The organism is Streptomyces cinereospinus, from assembly GCF_042430725.1.
Taxonomy (GTDB): domain Bacteria; phylum Actinomycetota; class Actinomycetes; order Streptomycetales; family Streptomycetaceae; genus Streptomyces; species Streptomyces cinereospinus.
Map to the genome: position 1 here is coordinate 113,968 of NZ_JBHMCY010000010.1, position 19,198 is coordinate 133,165.

The 19,198-nt window shown below is 74.8% G+C and carries 17 protein-coding genes and 1 pseudogene; 11 read left to right on the plus strand and 7 right to left on the minus strand.

What is annotated here, in order from left to right:
* The first annotated feature begins 34 nt into the window (after window positions 1-34).
* Both ACFF45_RS07775 and ACFF45_RS07780 read left to right on the plus strand, forming a co-directional pair.
* Window positions 35-1,279, plus strand: a complete 1,245-nt coding sequence (locus ACFF45_RS07775) for a hypothetical protein (protein WP_381343724.1) — start codon at window positions 35-37, stop codon at window positions 1,277-1,279.
* Window positions 1,280-1,385: 106 nt separating this feature from the next.
* Window positions 1,386-1,541, plus strand: coding sequence for a hypothetical protein (locus ACFF45_RS07780; RefSeq protein WP_381343727.1), 156 nt, complete (start codon window positions 1,386-1,388; stop codon window positions 1,539-1,541).
* 464 nt (window positions 1,542-2,005) lie between these two features.
* Here the strand turns inward: ACFF45_RS07780 and ACFF45_RS07785 are convergent, their stop codons facing one another.
* Window positions 2,006-3,454, minus strand: coding sequence for an MFS transporter (locus ACFF45_RS07785; RefSeq protein WP_381343729.1), 1,449 nt, complete (start codon window positions 3,452-3,454; stop codon window positions 2,006-2,008).
* A 256-nt stretch (window positions 3,455-3,710) separates the two neighbouring features.
* Between ACFF45_RS07785 and ACFF45_RS07790 the strand changes: the two genes are divergently transcribed.
* The 5 genes and pseudogenes from ACFF45_RS07790 to ACFF45_RS07810 all read left to right on the plus strand — a co-directional run bounded on the left by ACFF45_RS07790 (window position 3,711) and on the right by ACFF45_RS07810 (window position 8,238).
* Complete coding sequence (locus ACFF45_RS07790; RefSeq protein ID WP_381343732.1) at window positions 3,711-4,280, plus strand: TetR/AcrR family transcriptional regulator; 570 nt, start codon at window positions 3,711-3,713, stop codon at window positions 4,278-4,280.
* A 37-nt stretch (window positions 4,281-4,317) separates the two neighbouring features.
* Window positions 4,318-5,494: pseudogene (locus tag ACFF45_RS07795) on the plus strand (GDSL-type esterase/lipase family protein).
* Window positions 5,495-5,592: 98 nt separating this feature from the next.
* Complete coding sequence (locus tag ACFF45_RS07800; protein ID WP_381343735.1) at window positions 5,593-6,243, plus strand: class I SAM-dependent methyltransferase; 651 nt, start codon at window positions 5,593-5,595, stop codon at window positions 6,241-6,243.
* A 67-nt stretch (window positions 6,244-6,310) separates the two neighbouring features.
* Window positions 6,311-7,261, plus strand: a complete 951-nt coding sequence (locus ACFF45_RS07805) for an N-acetylmuramoyl-L-alanine amidase (RefSeq protein ID WP_381343738.1) — start codon at window positions 6,311-6,313, stop codon at window positions 7,259-7,261.
* A 158-nt stretch (window positions 7,262-7,419) separates the two neighbouring features.
* On the plus strand, window positions 7,420-8,238 hold the full coding sequence (locus ACFF45_RS07810) for a DUF5336 domain-containing protein (protein WP_381343741.1): 819 nt from the start codon (window positions 7,420-7,422) through the stop codon (window positions 8,236-8,238).
* Between the two features lie 62 nt (window positions 8,239-8,300).
* Here the strand turns inward: ACFF45_RS07810 and ACFF45_RS07815 are convergent, their stop codons facing one another.
* The 3 genes from ACFF45_RS07815 to ACFF45_RS07825 are packed head-to-tail and all read right to left on the minus strand — an operon-like array spanning window position 8,301 to window position 11,969.
* Window positions 8,301-9,053, minus strand: coding sequence for a hypothetical protein (locus ACFF45_RS07815; protein ID WP_381343744.1), 753 nt, complete (start codon window positions 9,051-9,053; stop codon window positions 8,301-8,303).
* Window positions 9,040-10,614, minus strand: coding sequence for a vWA domain-containing protein (locus ACFF45_RS07820; protein WP_381343746.1), 1,575 nt, complete (start codon window positions 10,612-10,614; stop codon window positions 9,040-9,042). Before ACFF45_RS07820 ends, ACFF45_RS07815 begins: the two co-directional genes overlap by 14 nt.
* Window positions 10,611-11,969 carry a hypothetical protein gene (locus ACFF45_RS07825; RefSeq protein WP_381343749.1) on the minus strand — a complete coding sequence of 453 codons (1,359 nt, stop codon included), beginning with the start codon at window positions 11,967-11,969 and terminating at the stop codon, window positions 10,611-10,613. The genes ACFF45_RS07820 and ACFF45_RS07825 overlap by 4 nt, the downstream gene beginning before the upstream one ends.
* Window positions 11,970-12,127: 158 nt before the next feature.
* Between ACFF45_RS07825 and ACFF45_RS07830 the strand changes: the two genes are divergently transcribed.
* The gene (locus ACFF45_RS07830; RefSeq protein WP_381343752.1) at window positions 12,128-12,424 is read left to right on the plus strand and encodes a hypothetical protein; all 297 of its coding nucleotides are present in this window, start codon (window positions 12,128-12,130) and stop codon (window positions 12,422-12,424) included.
* A gap of 18 nt (window positions 12,425-12,442) precedes the next feature.
* Here ACFF45_RS07830 and ACFF45_RS07835 read toward each other — a convergent pair whose 3' ends face one another.
* Genes ACFF45_RS07835 through ACFF45_RS07845 form a run of 3 tightly spaced genes read right to left on the minus strand, consistent with a single transcriptional unit; the run spans window position 12,443 to window position 15,917 of the window.
* Complete coding sequence (locus ACFF45_RS07835) at window positions 12,443-13,513, minus strand: prenyltransferase/squalene oxidase repeat-containing protein (RefSeq protein ID WP_381343754.1); 1,071 nt, start codon at window positions 13,511-13,513, stop codon at window positions 12,443-12,445.
* Window positions 13,510-14,256, minus strand: coding sequence for a class I SAM-dependent methyltransferase (locus ACFF45_RS07840; RefSeq protein WP_381343757.1), 747 nt, complete (start codon window positions 14,254-14,256; stop codon window positions 13,510-13,512). Before ACFF45_RS07840 ends, ACFF45_RS07835 begins: the two co-directional genes overlap by 4 nt.
* The gene (locus tag ACFF45_RS07845) at window positions 14,250-15,917 is read right to left on the minus strand and encodes a glycosyltransferase family 4 protein (RefSeq protein ID WP_381343759.1); all 1,668 of its coding nucleotides are present in this window, start codon (window positions 15,915-15,917) and stop codon (window positions 14,250-14,252) included. The genes ACFF45_RS07840 and ACFF45_RS07845 overlap by 7 nt, the downstream gene beginning before the upstream one ends.
* A 232-nt stretch (window positions 15,918-16,149) precedes the next feature.
* Here ACFF45_RS07845 and ACFF45_RS07850 point away from each other — a divergent pair, with 232 nt between their 5' ends.
* From ACFF45_RS07850 to ACFF45_RS07860, 3 genes are all read left to right on the plus strand, one after another.
* Window positions 16,150-16,800, plus strand: a complete 651-nt coding sequence (locus ACFF45_RS07850) for a TetR family transcriptional regulator (RefSeq protein ID WP_381343761.1) — start codon at window positions 16,150-16,152, stop codon at window positions 16,798-16,800.
* A 684-nt stretch (window positions 16,801-17,484) separates the two neighbouring features.
* Window positions 17,485-18,729, plus strand: coding sequence for an SCO2321 family membrane protein (locus tag ACFF45_RS07855; RefSeq protein ID WP_381343764.1), 1,245 nt, complete (start codon window positions 17,485-17,487; stop codon window positions 18,727-18,729).
* Window positions 18,726-19,198: SCO2322 family protein (locus ACFF45_RS07860; RefSeq protein ID WP_381343766.1), on the plus strand; the 473-nt coding region annotated here is incomplete at its 3' end. The genes ACFF45_RS07855 and ACFF45_RS07860, both read left to right, overlap by 4 nt.

Here is a 19,198-nt window from a genome sequence, read left to right on the forward strand (position 1 = left end):
GAAAACTAGCTTCGTCGCTGGAGGTGACCGAACGATGACTGTCTGTGTTGTCGAGGCCGCGGCGGAGGACGAGGACGACCCCTCCCCGCCACCGGGTTGCGTGATCGCGGTGGACGGCGCGTACGCCGCACGCCTCGCCCGCAGCGGCGACTCCTGGTTCCCGGAGCGCTGGACGCTCGACGGCCCCGAGCCCTACGCCGTGCCGCTGCCCGGCAACCAGCCCGAGGAGCCCGGCACCGAGGTGCAGCCGATGGGCGACGGCCGGGTGCTCATCCGCCGTCTCGCCGCCGGGCGGCACACCTTTTCGCTGCTCTACCCGACCGGCCCCGGCACCGGCGAGCTGCCGCTCGGCGCGGTCGAGTGCCCCGGTCCCGGCATCCGGCTGCGGCTGCTGCCGCCCGCGCCCGGCGGCGCCCGCGCGTACGCCCTCGCCGTGGGCCGGCACTCCAGCACCGTGTGGCTGGTGGCGGGCGGCACGTTCGGGCCGGAGCGCGTCGCCGAGGTCCCCGGGCGCTGCTCGGGCGGGGTGTGGCTGGACCGGGCGGGGCGGATGCTGGCCCTGGACCGGGAGTCCGGCGGGCGGACCAAGACGGTGGTGGTGGACCTCGGGTGCGGCGGGGCGGTGTCGCCGCTGCTCCAGATCGCCGCCGGCAGCGACGACCGGCTGCTGCTCGCCGACCCCGACAGCGGGCTGCTGCTGATCCGCTCCGACGCGCCCTGCCCCGGTGACGGCGCCCGGCTGGGCTGGGGGGTGCTGGGCAGCACGCTGCCGGTGCGGTTCCCGGAGTGCCTGCGGGCGGCCGGGGAGTGCGCGGTCACGCCGTTCGCGATCCAGCCGGGCCAGGTGCTGACCCCGGCGAGCTGCGGGGTGGCGCTGCGGATCGACGGTCCGGCCGGCAGCTGGGTGGGCGTGTGGCGGCCCGCCGAGCGCCGGGTACGGCACCTTCCGGCGCCGCAGGGGTGGCTGGCGGGCGCCGGGTTGTGGACGAGGGACGGCGTGCTGCGGCTGCCGTACGCCACCGAGGGGGTGCCGTGCGGGGTGGCGGAGTGGGCGGTGCCCCGGGAGGCGCCGCGCGCGGACGCCGGCGGCGCGCACCCGGCGGAGACGGCGGCCACGGGGGCCGCGGCGGCCCCGGGGGGTCCGGTGGCGGACGGCGCGGCTCCGCCCGAGGCCGGGGCGGCCGCGGAGGCGTCGGAGGCGCGTCCCGCGGAACCGGCCGCGCCGCGTCCGGTGCCGTTGCAGCAGGCGCCCCTGGGGGGTCGTACGGCAGGTGGATAACGAAGTGGCGCCGGTCGGCGTGGGCACCTGGAACGCACCCGCGGCGCCCTCGATAAAATCACCCGGCTGTGAGCAGAAGATCATGTTGACGGGGTGAATTCTTCCGATGAGTGACGCCAGCACGTCCCAGCCGCTGCCCGAGGTCCAGGACGCCACCGGCCACGGCCGGCACCGCGGCCCGGTCTCGACGCAGGACACCGAGTCGGCCCCTCGGGGCCGGCACCGCAAGCCGGTCGGGCAGCAGGCCGAGTCGGCGGCCTGACGGTACGTCAGGCCGCCGGGCGCAGGCCCGGGCCCCGTTCACCCCGGCCCCGGTGGTGAGCGGGGCCTCGCCGTTCCCCCGCGCCCCCGGTCTCGGGCGTGCCGCACGATCACGTCGGCCACGACCGGCGCGTCGCCCCCACCGCGCGCACCCGTGCGCACGACGGCCCGCACGGCCGTGCCCGCCCGCCCGCCACATCGCGATGCGCAGGGTCTCGGACCGTACGGAACGGACCCTCCGGCCACACCCAACAGGTCACCAACCGCACGGGACGGACCCTCCGACCACACCCAACAGGTCACCGACCGCACGGAACGGACCCTGCGACCACACCCAACAGGTCACCGACCGCACGGAACGGACCCTGCGACCACACGCAACAGGTCACCGACCGCACGGAACGGACCCTCCGACGGCACGTCGGACCGTCAGGGGCGAGGGCAACGGCCGCCCTCGCCCGCCCCTCACCGCGCCGAGGTCCTCCGCGGCAGCCACACCGCCATCACCACCGCCCCCACCACCAGCACCACCGCGCTCGCCCGGAACGCCGACGCGTACCCCTCCACCAGCGCCACGGGCCCCTCGGCGGCCGCGCCCGGCGCCGCCCCGTCCTCGGTCCGGGCCGCCGCGACGGTCGACATCACCGCCAGGCCCAGCGAGCCCCCCATCGTCCGCGAGGTGTTGACCAGCCCGGACACCAGCCCCGCCTCCCCGGGGTCCGCCCCCGACGTGGCCAGCGCGGCCAGCGGCGTCGCCGTCAGCCCGGCCCCCAGCATCATCAGGATCCCCGGGAACATGATCGCGGTCAGGTAGGCCCCGTCCACGGTGATCGTCGACTGCCACCCGAACCCCGCCGCGGCCACCACGGCCCCCAGCACGGCCACGTTGCGCGCCCCCGCGCCGCGCATCAGCCGGGGCGCGAGCTTGGAGCCGGCCACCACGGCCAGCGAGCTGGGCACCAGGGCGAGTCCGGCCTCCAGCGGCGAGTAGCCGAGCACGTTCTGCGCGTACAGCGTCATGAAGAACCACATGCAGAACATCGCCGAGCCGTTCAGGAACATCGCCACGTTGGCCGACGCCACCGGCCGCAGCCGCAGCAGGCCCAGCGGCATGAGCGGGGCCGCGGTGCGCGCCTCGACCAGCAGGAACAGCCCGATCAGCAGCAGCCCCGCGACCAGCGGCACCAGCGTCCCGGCCGCCGCCCACCCCGCGGCCTCGGTCTGCGAGATGCCGTACGCGAGCGACCCCAGGCCCGCGGTCACCAGCAGCGCGCCCGGCAGATCCAGCCGCCGCCCGTCCCCCGCCCGGCTCTCCGGCAGCCACCGCAGCGCGCCCAGCAGGACGACCGCCCCGACCGGCACGTTGATCAGCAGCACCCACCGCCACGACAGCCCGTCCACCAGCAGCCCGCCGACCAGTCCGCCGGCGGCGCCGCCGCCCGCGCCGACCGCGGTCCAGGTGGCGATCGCCCGGGCCCGTGCCGCCCCCTCCGGCACCGCCGCCGTGAGGATGGTCAGCGTCGCGGGCGCCAGTACGGCGGCGCCCAGGCCCTGTACCGCCCGCGCGGCCAGCAGTTCCCACCCTTCGCGGGCCAGCCCGCCGCCCAGCGAGGCCAGGGTGAACAGCGCGAGCCCCACCAGGAAGGTCCGCTTGCGCCCGTACAGGTCACCGGCGCGCCCGCCGAGCAGCATGAACCCGGCGAAGGCGATCGCGTACGCGTTCACCACCCACTGGAGCCCGGAGCCGCTCAGGCCCAGGTCGGCCCGCATCGAGGGCAGGGCCACGTTCACGACCGACACGTCGAGCACCACGAGGAACTGTCCGGCACAGGCGAGCGCCACCACCAGCCAGGTGGGGGCGCCGGTAGGACGGGATATGCGGGGTTCGGCCGCGGCTCGGAGCATGCGGGCCATCCTCTCAACCGCCGCGCGTCCCGCGCATCGGGCGGTTGCCCCGCGAGCCTCGGTCTCAGGACGTAGGTCGCTCCTCCCGCCGCTTCGCGGCCCATGTGCACCCTTTGCGCCTACATATCGATCCTGTTTGCCTAAAAGCTTTAGGAAATGCACAATGCTTTTCGGCACGGGCACGAGGTCCCCGGCACACAGTTCCGGCAAAAGGTCCCCGGCACACAGTCCCGGCAAGAGGTCCCCGGCGAAGGAGAGAACGCTCATGGCGCGCGCGGGACTGACCGGCGAACGGCTCGCCCGGGCCGGCGCGGACCTGGCCGACGAGGTCGGCTTCGACCAGGTCACCGTCTCCGCGCTGGCCCGCCGCTTCGACGTCAAGGTGGCCAGCCTCTACTCGCACGTGCGCAGCTCCCAGGACCTCAGGACGCGGATCGCCCTGCTCGCCCTGGAGGAGATGGCCGACCGCGCCGCCGACGCGCTGGCCGGACGGGCCGGCCGGGACGCCCTGACCGCCTTCGCCGACGTCTACCGCGACTACGCCCGCGAGCACCCCGGCCGCTACGCCGCCGCCCGGCTCAGACTCGACCCGGAGACGGCCGCCGCGAGCGCGGGCGTCCGGCACGCCGCCATGACCCGGGCCATCCTGCGCGGCTACGACCTGCCGGAGCCCGACCAGACCCACGCCGTCCGCATGCTGGGCAGCGTCTTCCACGGTTACGTCAGCCTGGAGCTGGCGGGCGGCTTCGACCACAGCGCCCCCGGTTCCCAGGAGTCCTGGGACCGGATCCTGGACGCCCTCGACGCCCTGCTGCACAACTGGCCCACGGCCTGACCCCGCGGCCCCCACCCCCGACCCACAGGCAGAGGTCATGCAGCCCTGGATCACCACCCCGCTCACCCCCGCCCTGCTGCGCGGCGCCCTCGACGTCGAGCGCACCGCGCACGGCCTGCTCCCGCACCGGCTGCCCGCCGCCGCCCGCGCCCAGAACGCCGACGGACACCTCGCCATGGCCGAGTCCCAGCCCTCCGGCGTGCGCCTGGTCTTCCGGACCCGCGCCACCGCCGTCGAGCTGGACACCCTGCCCACGAAGCGGGCCTACACCGGCGCCCCGGCGCGCCCGGACGGCGTCTACGACCTCCTCGTCGACGGCCGCCTGACCGGGCAGGCCACCGCGCCCGGCGGCAACACCGTCACCATCGACCTGGCCACCGGCGGCACCGCACTCCACGCCGGCCCGGCCGGCACGGTCCGCTTCGGCGACCTGCCCGACCGCGCCAAGACCGTCGAGATCTGGCTGCCGCACAACGAGATCACCGAACTCGTCGCCCTGCGCACCGACGCCCCGGTGGAGCCCGCCCCGGACCCCCGGCCGCCGGGTCTGGCTGCACCACGGCAGTTCGATCAGCCACGGCTCCGACGCCGCCGGCCCCAGCAGCACCTGGCCGGCCCTGGCGGCGGCCGCCGGCGGCGTGGAGCTGATCAACCTGGGCCTGAGCGGCAGCGCGCTGCTCGACCCGTTCACCGCGCGGGCGATCCGGGACACCCCCGCCGACCTGATCAGCCTCAAGATCGGCATCAACCTGGTCAACACCGACCTCATGCGGCTGCGCGCCTTCACCCCCGCCGTCCACGGCTTCCTGGACACCGTCCGCGAGGGGCACCCCACCGCCCCCCTCCTGGTCGTCTCCCCCATCCTGTGCCCCATCCACGAGGACACCCCCGGCCCCTGCGCCTTCGACGTCGGCGCCCTCGGCGCCGGCCGGCTGCGGTTCCGGGCGGCGGGCGACCCGGCGGAGACGGCCGCCGGGAAGCTCACCCTGAACGTGATCCGCGCCGAACTGTCCCGCGTCGTCCGGCAGCGCGCGGCGGACGACCCCCAGCTGCACCACCTCGACGGCCGCGAGCTCTACGGCGAGGCCGACCACGCCGAACTCCCCCTCCCCGACGACCTGCACCCCGACGCCGCCACCCACCGCCGCATCGGCGAGCGCTTCGCCGAGCACGCCTTCGCCGCCGGCGGGCCCTTCGCCGACGCGCGTTCCTGAGACGGCCCGAGCCGCTGCCCGCACCCCCGGGCCACCGGGCCGGCCGGGGGTGCGGCAGCATGGGCGGTCGGACACCCGCACGACCGGAAGGCCCCGCGATGACCGCGGCACCCCAGCCCGAGACCCTGGCCGCGTTCGAGGCGGCGAAGGGGTTCATGCCCACCGGCGAGGGCCTCGCCCTGTACGCGGCGGCCGCCGAGGCCGGGCGGCTGGGGCTGCCGCTGCTGGAGGTCGGCACGTACTGCGGCCGCTCCACGCTCCTGCTCGCCGACGCGGCCCGCGCGGCCGACGTCACCGCGCTCACCGTGGACCACCACCGGGGCAGCGAGGAGCAGCAGCCGGGCTGGGACTACCACGACCCGGAGACGGTGGACCCCGAACTCGGCCTGATGGACACCCTGCCCGCCTTCCGCCGCACCCTGCACCGGGCGGGCCTGGAGGACCACGTGGTGGCGCTGGTCGGCCGCTCCCCGCAGGTGGCGAGGGTCTGGCGGACCCCGTTGGGCCTGGTCTTCGTCGACGGCGGGCACACCGACGAGCACGCCACCGCCGACTACGAGGGCTGGGCGCCGCATGTCGCGGACGGCGGCCTGCTCGTCATCCACGACGTCTTCCCCGACCCGGCCGACGAGTTCACCGGCCAGGCCCCGTACCGGATCTACCTGCGCGCCCTGGCCTCGGGCGCCTTCACGGAGGTCTCCGCGACGGACTCGCTGCGGGTGCTGCGGCGGACCGGCGCGGGCAGCTGACCGGCCGCCACCCATTGGGACGCGCACAGATCCGGGGGGTGCCGTCCCGGCCGCTAGGGTGGCAGACGTGTCGTACACAGGTCCGGAGTTCGATTCGCCCGCGCCCCGCCGCCCCCGCCGCGGGGCGATGACCGTCGCCGTCGCGGCCCTGGTGCCCGGCGCACTGCTCGGCTGGCTGGTGTACGAGGCGGTGGGTGACACCGGCGCGCCCGGACCGGGCCGTGCGGAGGCCAAGGCGCCCGCGCCGACCGGGCCGTCCCCGTCGTCCCCGTCGCCCGCCGCCCCGCCGGGCGCGGGCCCCTCGTCGGCCGGCGACGGGCCAGCGCCCGCCCCCTCCGCCGCGGGCCCGCTCCGGGGCAAGGTCGTCGTCGTCGACCCCGGCCACAACCCGCACAACTTCCAGCACCCGGCCGAGATCGACCGCAGGGTGGACATCGGCACGGCCTGGAAGGAGTGCGACACCACCGGCACGGCGACCAACGCGGGCTACACGGAGGCCGAGTTCACCCTCGACGTCGCCCGCCGGCTGCGCACGGTCCTGCAACAGCAGGGCGCCACGGTGAAGCTGACGCAGAACGGCGAGCGGACGTACGGGCCGTGCATCGACGAGCGGGCGCGGATCGGCAACGAGGCGAAGGCCGACGCGGTCGTCTCCCTCCACGCGGACGGATCCGGCGCGGGCAACCGCGGCTTCCACGTCATCCTCCCGGCGTCCGTGCACGCGGGCGCCGCCGACACCCGGCCGATCGTCGCGCCGTCGCGCGAACTCGGGGAACGCATCGCGGGACGGTTCGTCCGCGCCACCGGCAGCGCGCCGGCCAACTACGTGGGGGACGGCACCGGTCTCGTCACGCGGGAGGACCTCGGCGGTCTCAATCTGTCAACGGTTCCCAAGGTGTTCGTCGAGTGCGGCAACATGCGCGATAGCAAGGACGCGGCACTGCTGACCAGCGGGGCCTGGCGGCAGAAGGCGGCGCAAGGGATCTCTGAGGGAATCGTGAGTTTCCTGCGCGGGTAGTGATCGGCGCGATCATCCCGACGGACAGGTCGTTCGTACGGACGATAGTGTCATCCCTACGATGAGGGGCCTCCCCCGCGCTTCACACCGGGGCCTTACGGCGACATGGTGACAGCGACGCCTCTACCGACGACGAGACGACCTGCGAAGGACCTGAAGTGAATATCCGCTCCCTCACTCGAGGCGACGGCGTGGTGATCGGAGCAGCGGTGTTGCTGTTCATCGCGTCGTTCCTCGACCTGTACTCGATCGACGGCGCCCCCGACAGCTACGAGATTCCGGGCCTGTGGTCCAGCGGGCCGGTCGTGCTGGGTGTCGTGCTGGCGGGGATCATCGGCGCCGCGCTCGTCGTCGTCGCCCGGGGACTGCCACAGCCCCCGAAGGTCGCGGGCCTGGACCTCGGCCAGTTCGGCGTCGCCTTCACGGTGTTCGCCGCGTGGAGCGCGCTCGGCAACGTCTTCGACCCGAGCGGTGGCGCCAACAACTTCGACACCGAGGGCTCCGGCCCCGACGCCGGCACGGGTCTGATCCTCGCCCTCGTCGCCACCCTGGTGATGGCCGCCGCCGCGGTCGCCACCCCGCTGGTCCCCGCCCTCAAGGGCGCCCTGGTCCCGGCCCCCCGCCCCGCCGCCCCGCAGCCCTACGGCGGTCAGCCCCAGGGCGGTTACGGCTACCCCGGCGCCCAGCAGCCCGCCGGCTACGGCCAGCCGCAGCCCGGCCAGCCCGGCCAGCCCTACGGTGAGCCGCAGCAGCCGCCGCAGCCGCAGCCGCCCGCCGGGAACTTCTCCCCGTTCTGGTTCGCGGTGCCGGTCCCGCGCCCGCTGTTCGCCGAGGACGGCTCGCCCACCCCGATCGCCGAGCTGGCGCCGGGCACCTGGTACCTGGCCGTCGAGCAGCGCGGCCAGGCGCTGGTGGCGCAGACGCAGGACGGCCGCCGGGGCGTGCTGCAGGACACGAGCGGTATCCAGCGCGGCTGACGCCGAGCGGAACGACGGCCCCTCGCCCTCGCGGGCGGGGGGCCGTCGCCGTGTCCGGCGGCTCAGCGGAAGATGGCGACCGGGTCGAGGGTGAGCCGGCCCGCGTGTTCGTCCCAGGCCAGGACCTTGCCCAGGCAGCGGGCCGTGAAGCGGCCCGTGTAGTAGTGCTCCTCGTGGAAGTCGCCGCGCCCCTGCGCCTCGAAGCACATGATCTCCACGTGCGCGCCGGTGCCGTAGGGGGCGCTCAGGCGCACGCCGTTCTCCTCGCGCCGGGCGGTGAAGCCGCCGGTGACGGAGACGTACGTCAGCCCCAGCGCGCTGAGCGGGATGCGCCCGTCGGGGTACCGGCTCCGCAGCCGGTCGCCGCTCTCCCGGTTGAGGACGAGGTCGCCCTCGATGAGGTCGGCGTCCACCACCCGGTCCTCCTTGCGCATGGCGTCCATGACCACGCCGATGACGTTCATGGGGTTGGCCTCGCGCAGGTAGGTGGTGACCTGCTCCCGGGTGACGCCCCGTTCCGCCCGGCCCATCCAGAAGAAGACCTTGCCCCACAGCCCGTAGGTGTTCTGCACCTGGAGCCGGTGGGCGACCTCCTGGCTCAGGGACTGGGCGAAGCCGCCGACCTCGTAGATGTCCATGACGCGCTGCTTGTGCAGGTAGAAGCACATGTCCAGGTGGGTCCCGCCCGTCCGGCGGCGGCGGCGCAGCCGCCGCCACCCGTGTCCGAGCACCAGGGCCAGGCACACCGCCGTGCCGGCCCAGACGAGCAGCCACGGCCACCACAGGCCCCACCACTCACCATCAATGACAGCCACGGATCTCCTTGAAGGCGTCGGCGAGGGAGGAAAGGTTCGCGTCGACCATGCGGCCGCCGGTCGCCGCGGCGGCCCGCCGCAGCGCCGCCGCGTCTGCCTCCCCGAAGTGGACGGGGAAGGTGGGCACCGCCCGCGCGTCGCCGCCGAGCGAGCGGTGGCGGCGCAGGAACTCGTCGTAGCCGATGCCCGCGTTGCTCTCGCCGTCGGTCATCAGCACGATCGCCACCGGCCGCGCGGGCTCCTCGCGCACGGCGGCGGTGGCGATGCGGTAGCCCCGGTCGAGGGCGGTCCACACGGCGGTGGCGTCGTCGTAACCGCCGTCGGCGACCAGCCCGTCGAGGGTGCGCAGGTCGGCGTCGCTCCGGACGGTGACCGTGCGCTCCTCCAGGACGCGGCCGCCGAACCGGACGACGGTGAGCCGCTCGCCCCGGTAGAAGCGGGCGAACTTGCCGGCGGCGGTGTCGTCGGCGCCGCTCAGCCCGGCGAAGGCGGCGCGCAGGCCGGCCATCCGCTCGCCGCGCATCGAGGTGGAGAAGTCGAGCACGAAGACGACCTGGTCGGCGGTGCGGCTGCGGGGGTCGCCGTAGTCGGTGACCAGCTGCTCGACGACGGAGAGGCTGTCGGGGAAGGAGAGCGCGTTGCCGACGTCCGCCCGCAGCGGCCCGGACGGCTCGACGTCGTCGTTGACCGGGCGCCGGAAGGTCCGCTCCATGAGCGCCCGTTGCGTGTCGGCGCTCAGCAGCCAGTCCACCACCCTGCCGTACGCCGACCGCTGCTCCGGGTCGAGCAGCAGCAGCGGGAAGTCGGAGAGCACCATGCCGTCGTCGGGGTGCACGATCCGCAGGGGCGCGCCGCGCCGCTCGCCGGCGTTCAGCGCGAGCAGTTCCGCCTCGTGCGCGATCAGCGCGTTGGCGCGGCCGGGCCGGCCGCGGTGGGCGGCGATCAGCTCCCGGGAGCTGGCCGCGGTGAGGGTCTGGCCGGAGCGGAAGCCGCGCAGCCGGTCGCAGGAGACGTCCTCCTCGCGCAGCGCGCGCCCGGTCCCGGCGGCGGCGGTGGCGACGCCGACGAGCGCCGCGCGGCCGGTGTCGCTGCGCCGCGGGTCGGCCATCCCGAACCGCACGGTGCCGTCGGCGGCGGCGTCCGCCACGTCCGCCCACGACACGCGGCCCTCGGGGGCGGCCCCGCTCAGCCGGTCGGCGACGGCCTCCTCCAGGCCGACGACGACCGGCGAGCGCATGATGGGGGTGGTCTCGGGCCGGGTCAGGCGGCCGCCGGAGTCCTGCACGCGCAGCAGGAAGGAGCGGTCCGAGGCGAGCCACGCCAGGTCGTACCCGGGGCCGTCCGGGTACTGCCCCGCAAGGTCCGCCGTGGCCTCGTACACCATCTCCAGCTCGACCCCGGTGTCCTCCTTCAGCTCGCCCAGCAGCGGTGCCACGTCGGCGAGTTCGGGGCTGGCGAGGACCCGCAGGGTGACCGGTTCGGCCGTGCGCGAGCAGGCGGTGAGGCCGGCCAGGACGGCCAGCGCGAGCACGGCGGTCAGGGCGCGGACGAGCCCGCTCATGCGATGTCGTCCAGGTCGGGCGGCGGGCAGTCGCCGACGTAGGTGATGATGTCGTCCAGGACCGGCAGGCTGGGTTCGAGCGCCTTGGTCTGGTCGGGGTTCGGGACCGGCACCTGGATGCCGTGGTCGCTGAGGTAGTCGTCCAGCTCCCTGCTGGCGCCGTCCTCGCCGGAGAAGCGGATCCGGAAGCCGAGTTGCAGGGCGCGCCGGCGCAGGTCCGCGTCCTGCTCGATCAGCTCCACCAGCCGGTCGCCCTGCGGGCTGAGGGAGATGAGCTGCGGTTCGGTGAGCGCGTACGGCTTGGGGTAGAGCAGGACCCGGCTGGTGTCCTGCTCGCCGTGCTTGCGCTGGTGGGCTATCTGGTGGGCGAGGAACTGGTGCTCGTAGATGAGGGCGATGGGCGCCAGCGACTCGCCGAGGGCGGAGAAGTAGCCGTCGGCCTGCTCGTCGGCCCACATGCCCTGGAGGGTGACGAGGGGTTTGATCTCGGCGGCGATCCGGTCGACCTCCTGCCGGGCGCGCGCCGGGTCGTTGGGGTGGCTGGAGCCCGGGGTCTTCTCGCCGCCCGCGACGAAGGCGAGGATGCTCAGGTAGGTGCCGGCCGAGTTCGACTCGCAGACGTTGGAGGTGCGCACCAGGACGCTGCCGCTGTTGCTGCGGTCGCCGGCGGCCACGTCGTCGTAGCCGATGCCGTTCCAGGTGTCCGCCTCGTCGCCGGTGCCGTCGCGGGGGTCGTTGGGGTCGTCCACGCCGTCGAGCAGGGTCATGAACTTCGCCATGTCGAGGTCGTAGTAGAGGGTCGGCTCCCCGCTCGCGGACCGCTGCCGGGTGGCCACCCCGGCCCGCACCAGGGTCTCGGCGTAGTCGCGGAAGCTGCCGAGGGCCAGGGGGGAGACGAAGGGGCGCACCGTCTGGCCGGTGTCGTCCGGCCGGTCGAGGACGAGCTTCGCCGCGGGCTGGCCGGAGGGGAAGACGACGTCGAGCCCTTCCAGGGAGCGGGTGGCGATGCCCCGGGAGCCGAGGCGGCGGATGTCCACGCGGATGCCGTGCCGGAGCAGCAGCCGTGCCACTTCCGGGTCCCGGAAGTAGTCCGACTTGGACGCCATCCGCGACTCGATGACCGTGATGCGCTCGAACGGCCGGAGCGCGTTGCCGGAGATCATCAGGGACAGCAGACCGGCGAGGGCGAGCGGCAGCGCGACGACGACGAGGCGCGGGACGCCGCGGTGGGTCGTTCTGCGGATGGTGAGTCTGGGTTCCGCGGTCGCGGACGTGCCTGCGCCGGTGGTGCTGTCGTCGCTCGTGCCTCCGTCGGTCGTGCTGTCGTCGCTCGTCGCTGCTCTGTCGTCGGACAACGGCCCTCCTGCCGCTCAAGGGGGCAGGATCATCAGTGACCCCGTGGAACATCATCCCCCGGAGCGAGCAACTCCGGTCGAACGAACGGCGAATGACCGGTGGCCGGCGGCCCGGCACTCCCCGGTTTCGGCCAGGCGTCCGGGGCAACACGTAGGGCATGTCCCCCAGATATCGCAACGGTGCGAACCAGGCCGGTACGGTCATCGCGATCGTGGCCGACGTCATGGCCCTCATCCTGGGCCTGTGGATCCTGATGTACCTGCTGGACGCCAACCCCGGCAACGACTTCGTGCAGTTCGTGCACGACGCCGCGCGCCGGCTGGCCGGCTGGTCCTACGACCTGTTCACCTTCGACGCGGCCTGGGCGCGCGTCGTGGCGGGGTACGGGCTGGCGGCGGTCGTCTACCTGTTCGTGGGGCACGCGATCGCCGGCCGCATGCGCCGCCAGCACTGACCCGCGTACGGCACTGACTCACGTACAGCAGTCCGGGTCCAGCCCGGCGGGCAGGCGGTCGCCGCCGAACACCGCGCACGTGGCCTCGTGGCCGCCCAGCGCGGCGACGGCGAGGAGCAGGGAGCCGGCCGTCCAGGTGGTCAGCTCACGTGGCCAGATGGCGTCGTCCTCGAACACGTAGCCCGTCCAGTACAGGCCGGTCTCCGGATCGCGCAGGTGCTGGATCGACTGGAGGATCTCCAGCGCCCGGTCGGACTCGCCCATCGCCCACAGGGCCAGGGCGAGTTCGGCCGACTCGCCGCCGGTCACCCACGGGTTGGGGACCACGCACCGCACCCCGAGGCCGGGCACGACGAAGCGGTCCCAGCCGTCCTCGACCCGGGACGTGGCCTCGGCGCCGGTCAGCGCGCCGCCCAGCACCGGGTAGTACCAGTCCATCGAGTAGCGGTCCTTGTCCAGGAACCGCTCCGGGTGCCGGCGTATCGCGTGCCGCAGCGCGCCCGCCGCCAGTTCCCAGTCGGGCTGCGGCTCCTCCCGCTGCTCGGCGACGGCGAGCGCGCAGCGCAGCGCGTGGTGGATGGACGAGCACCCGGTGAGCAGCGCGTCGGTGACGGGCGTGCCGTCCTCCTCGCGCTTCCAGCCGATCTGCCCGCCGGGCTGCTGGAGCCGCAGCACGCACTCGATCGCCGCGTACACGACCGGCCACATGCGGTCCAGGAAGGTGTCGTCGCCGGTGGAGAGGTAGTGGTGCCAGATGCCCACGGCCGGGTAGGCGACGAAGTTGGTCTCGCAGCCCCGGTCGGTGACGTCGTCGTGCGCCCCGTCGGCGTACGCCGCGTACCAGGAGCCGTCCGGCCGCTGGTGGGCGGCCAGCCACAGGTACGCCCGTTCGGCGGCCTCGTGCTCGCCCGCCGCGTCCAGCGCCATCGCGGCCTCGACGTGGTCCCAGGGGTCCAGGTGGTGTCCGCGGAACCACGGGATCGCCCCGTCCTCCCGCTGCGCGGCGAGGATCCCGCGTACGGTCGCGGCGGCCTGCTCGGCGGTGAGGACCCCGGGCAGGACCAGGTGTTCCGTCCGGGGAGTGGTCACTGGGCGGCCGCCTCGGCGGCGGCGCGCGGCAGGTGGGGCTTGGTGGCGTAGGCCACGAAGCTCTTGCCGATCACCGGGTTGAGCGCCCGCTCGGCGACGCGGGTGGCCAGCGGCTTCTTCATGATGTCCCAGACCAGCAGCTTGTGGTACGCCCGCACCGGCAGCGCCTTGTCGTTGTCGACGCCGAACGCGCACTTCAGCCACCAGTACGGGGAGTGCAGGGCGTGGGCGTGGTGGGTGCCGTAGGGCCGCAGGCCGGCCTCGCGGATCCTCGCGAGGAGTTCGTCCGCCCTGTAGATGCGGATGTGGCCGCCCTCGACCTCGTGGTACGCGTCGGACAGCGCCCAGCAGACCTTCTCGGGGCCGTAGCGCGGCACGGTGACCGCGATGCGTCCGCCGGGCTTGAGCACCCGCACCATCTCGGCGAGCACGCCCTTGTCGTCCGGGATGTGCTCCATCACCTCGGAGACGATGACGACGTCGAAGGACTCGTCGGGGAAGGGCAGGGCGAGGGCGTCGCCCTCCAGAGCGGTGGCGGTGGCGCCCGCGGGTGCCTCGCCCGCCTCCTTCATCGCCGCGAACCACTTGGCGACCTCGCGGATCTCCTCGCCGTTCTGGTCCAGCGCCACGACCCGCGCGCCGCGCCGGTAGCACTCGAACGCGTGCCGGCCGGCACCGCAGCCGAGGTCCAGGACGCGGTCGCCCGGGGCGAGCGGGAACCGGGAGAAGTCGACGGTCAGCACGTGCTCCTGCTTTCGCGGTAGACACCGGTGGTACGGGTGGGGGTGGCGGTGGCCTCGGCGGGCGCCGGGGCGGGGGACGCCCCCGCCGGCACGGTCTCGACGCCGCCCACGGGACCGCCGGCCGGGCCCGCCGGGGAGGCCTCACCCGCCGGTTCCGTCGCGGCGTCGGAGCGGCCGGGCTGCGCGCCCGCCGGGGAGGGGTCACCCGCCGGAAGGACCTCGCGCACCGGCCCGGCCGCGGCGGCGCCGGCCGCGGCGGTCCGCGCGGCGCGGGCGGGCGGGACGGTGGTGCGGGTGGGCGGGACGGTGGTGCGGGCGTGGCGGTCGGGGCCTGCCCCCGCGTCCCGTCGCCCGGTCCCGGTGGACCGGGCGACGGCCTCGCGGTAGCGGGCCGCCGTGCCCTCCGCGGCGCGCGCCCAGGTGAAGTGCCGCAGCACCCGCTCGCGTCCGGCCGCGCCGAGCCGGGCCCGCAGTTCCGCGTCGCCCAGCAGCCGGCTCAGCCCGGCGGCCAGCGCCCCGGCGTCGCCCGGCGGCACCGCGAGGCACGTCTCGCCGTCCCGGCCGGCCACCTCGGGGATCGCCCCGCCGGTCGTGGCGACCAGCGGCGTGCCGGTGGCCATGGCCTCCGCCGCCGGCAGCGAGAAGCCCTCGTACAGCGACGGCACGCACGCCACCTGCGCCGACCGCACGAGGCCGACGAGCTCGGCGTCGGAGATGCCCTTGACGAACTCCACGGCGCCGTCGAGCCCGTAGCGCCGCACGGCCTGCGCCACCGGCCCTTCGGTGGGCTGCTTGCCGACGACCACGAGGTGCGCCCCGGGATGCTCGGTGCGCACCTTCGCCAGCGCCTCGACGAGGTGGACCAGGCCCTTGAGCGGAACGTCCGCGCTGGACGTCGTAACGATTCTCCCGGCGACCTGCGGCACCGCGGGGTCGGGCGAGAACAGGTCGGTGTCGGCGCCGATGTGGACCACGTGGACGCGGTCCGGGCGGACGCCGAGGTGGTCGACGATCTCCTGGCGCGAGGTGCCGGAGACGGTGAGGACGGACGGCAGCCGCCGCGCCACCCGTTTCTGCATCCGCGTGAAGGCGTACCACCGCCGCACGGAGAACCGCCGCCGCAGGCCCTCCGCCGCGTCCAGCTCCAGCTGCCGGTCCACGGTGATGGGGTGGTGGACGGTGGTCACCAGCGGCGCGCCGACGTCGCCCAGCAGCCCGTACCCCAGCGTCTGGTTGTCGTGCACCACGTCGAAGTCGCCCCGGCGCGCCCGCAGATGGCGGCGGGCCCGCAGGGAGAAGGTGAGCGGCTCGGGGAAGCCGCCGGTCCACATCGTGGCGACTTCCAGGGCGTCGATCCAGTCCCGGTACTCCTCGCGGGCCGGGGTGCGGAAGGGGTCGGGCTGGCGGTAGAGGTCGAGGCTGGGCAGCTCGGTGAGGCGCAGGCCGGCCCGGCCCTCGTCGAGGACGGGGTAGGGCTGGGCGCCGATGACCTCCACCTGGTGGCCCAGGCGGGCGAGTTCGCGGGAGAGGTGCCGGACGTAGACGCCCTGGCCGCCGCAGAACGGGTTTCCCTTGTAGGTGAGGAGCGCGATGCGGAGCGGTCGCGAGCCGTCTGCCGCGGGCCCCGCCGGGGAGCCCGCCTGCCTGGCCTCAGCGGTCACTCTGGGCCCCCCTCTCCCTGCACTGTCCCGCGAGATTACGCCGGGACGGTAATCTAGAACAAGTTACAGACTTGATCGTTCAAGAGGATCTGAATCTACCGGCAGGTAGGGCCGCTGTGAGCAGTGGATCAGGTGATTCACGCCACGGCACTCGGGGGTGCGCGGCGGCGGTCCGGGGCCTGCCATGCTGTCTGATCGCACGCCCTCACGGACTGTCACGGAACGGGACCTCATGCCAGCGCAAGCCAAGGTGCAAGCCAGTAGCGCGCGACCCGCCGCCCCCGCGACGCCGCCCCTCACCGAGCGGCAGGAGGCGCGCCGGCGGCGCATTCTGCGGGCGAGCGCCCGGCTGGCCGGCCGCGGCGGTTTCGACGCGGTGCAGATGCGCGAGGTCGCGGAGTCCTCGCAGGTCGCCCTCGGCACCCTGTACCGCTACTTCCCGTCCAAGGTGCACCTGCTGGTCGCGACCATGCAGGACCAGTTGGAGCAGATGCACGGCACCCTGCGCAAGAAGCCCCCGGCCGGCGAGACGGCGGCGGAGCGGGTCGCCCAGACCCTGATGCGCGCCTTCCGCGCGCTCCAGCGCGAACCGCACCTGGCCGACGCGATGGTCCGCGCCCTGACCTTCGCGGACCGCAGCGTGAGCCCCGAGGTGGACCAGGTCTCCCGGCAGACCACGGCGATCATCCTGGACGCCACGGGCCTGGACGACCCCACCCCCGCCCAGCTGTCGGCCGTCCGCGTCATCGAGCACACCTGGCACGCGACGCTGATCACCTGGCTGTCGGGCCGCGCCTCCATCGCCCAGGTCAAGGTGGACATCGAGACGGTGTGCCGCCTCATCGACCTGACGTCCGCCGAGGACGCGCGGAGCGTGCCGTGACGGCGGAGGGGGCCGGCCACCCCCGGCGTGCCGGCCCCGACGACAGGAGCCGGCCATGACGACGAAGGCGACGAAGGCGACGAAGACGACGACGAAGACGACAAAAAGGACCTACGAGACGGGTTCCCTTCGCCGGTATTGCCCGGATCAGGTGGCTGGGGGTCGCCTTCCGGCCGCTCGGTCTTGCGACTCTGCGACTTTCCGGCCTCTCAGCCCGACCGTCGACGTCGGCACCAGCGGAAGCCGAAGCCTCTCGCCAGAGTCGGCTACTCCGGTCGAACTCCCTCACTCGCCTCGTAGGCCTGCTCCTAGATTAGAACGTCTATCCGGGAATGGAACCCCCGAGGCGGAGATTTTTTACCCAATTTCCTGATTTGCCCCTTGATGGGAACACCATCCCCGCACCGGGCATATCCGGCCACCCCACGGGGCCGCGCACCCCGACGGGTAGAGTGGCCCGGTCGTCATCACACCCGTACGGGGGAAAGCCGGTGCAAATCCGGCGCTGACCCGCAACCGTGAGCAGCCGAGGCTGCGAGCCGGACCGCCCCGCACGGAAGGAAGTGACCGGCTCACGCGCCCCGGCAACCGGCCGGTGTGCGGCACCGTCGAGGTATACGGAGCCGAGCCGCCGGGGGTGCCCCGTGCTGCCCGGCTCCCCGCAGGGAGAGGCACCCGCCGACCATGAACGTCGTCCGCCGCAGCGCCACGGCGCTGGCCGTCACCGCCGTGATCGGCGCCGCCGCGGCCCCGGCCGCGTACGCCGCGAGCCCCGCCCCGTCCCTGCCGTCCGGGCTGTACGGCACGGGCGACCCCACCTACGACGGCGTCTGGCGCCAGTCCCTCGCCCTGCTCGCCCAGGACACGGCGGGCGTGCGGCCGGCCGCCGCGGCCGTGGACTGGCTCACCGGCCAGCAGTGCGCCGACGGCTCCTTCGCGCCCTACCGCGCCGACCCCGCCAAGGCCTGCGACGCCAAGACGCCGGTCGACACCAACATGACCTCCGCGGCCGTCCAGGCCCTGGCCGCGCTCGGCGGGCACGAGGCCGCCACCGGCAAGGCCGTGGCCTGGCTGAAGTCCGTGCAGAACAAGGACGGCGGCTGGGGCTACACCGCCGGCGGCCCCAGCGACGCCAACTCCACCTCCCTGGCCGTGGGCGCCCTCGCCGCCGCCGGCGAACGGCCCGCGGACGTGGTCAAGGGCGGCAGGTCCCCGTACGACGCGCTGCTCGCGCTCGCCGTCCCGTGCGACGCCGCCGAGGGCGCCGGCGCCTTCGCCTACCAGCCCGGCGACAAGGGCGCCCTCGCCGCCAACGCGGACGCCACCGCGGCCGCCGTCCTCGCGGCGCTCGGCAAGGGCCTGACCGCCGAGGCGGCCACCGCCGGCGCCGCGCCCTCCTGCACCGGCGGCGGCGACCCCACCCCCGAGCAGGCCGCCGCCAACGGTGCCGCCTACCTCGCCGGGGCGCTCGCCGGGGACGGCCACCTCATGTCCGCCCTCGCCGGTGCCGAGGACCGGCCCGACTACGGCAACACCGCCGACGCCGTCGTCGCCCTCGCCGCGCAGGGCGGTGCCCGGCAGGCGGCCGAGCCGCTGAAGTGGCTGGAACGCAACGCCCTCACCTGGGCCCGGCAGACCGGCCCCGCCGCCTACGCGCAGCTGATCCTCGCCGCGCACGCCGCGCACGCCGACCCCCGTGACTTCGGCGGCACGGACCTCGTGCAGCGGCTCAACGCGACGGGCCCCGCCCCGCAGGACGCGACGCCGGCCGCCGGGCCGGACCGCGAGGCCGCGTCGGAGTCGGAGTCGGAGTCGGAGTCGGAGTCGGACGACGGTTTCGGGGTCTGGTGGTACGTCGGCGTCTGCCTCGTCGCCGGCGTCGGCATCGGCTTCCTGCTCAGCGGCCGCAACCGGGGGCGGCAGCCGTGACACGCCGGACCGCGCTCCTGCTCACCGCGCTCGTGGTGGCCCTGGCCGCCGGCACCGGCCCGGCCCGGGCCGCCGGTTACCGCTACTGGTCGTTCTGGGAGCGCGCCGGCGGCACCTGGACGTACGCCACCCAGGGCCCCGCCACCGCCCGCCCCGCCGACGGGGCGGTCCAGGGCTTCCGTTTCGCGGTCAGCGAGGACTCCGCGGACGCGTCCCGGCCGCGCGGCGAGGCCGGCTTCGCGGCGATCTGCGCGGGCACCCCGGCGCGCGCCGGCAGCAAGCGGGTGGCCCTGGTCATCGACTTCGGCACGGCGTCGGACGCGCCCGCGGGCGGCACCCCGCCCGCCGCCCGCACGGCCTGCGCGCGGGTCTCCCCCGACGCGACCGCGGCCGAGGCGCTGGCGGCGGTGGCCGAGCCGCTGCGCTACGACACCAACGCCCTGCTGTGTGCGATCGCGGGCTATCCGCG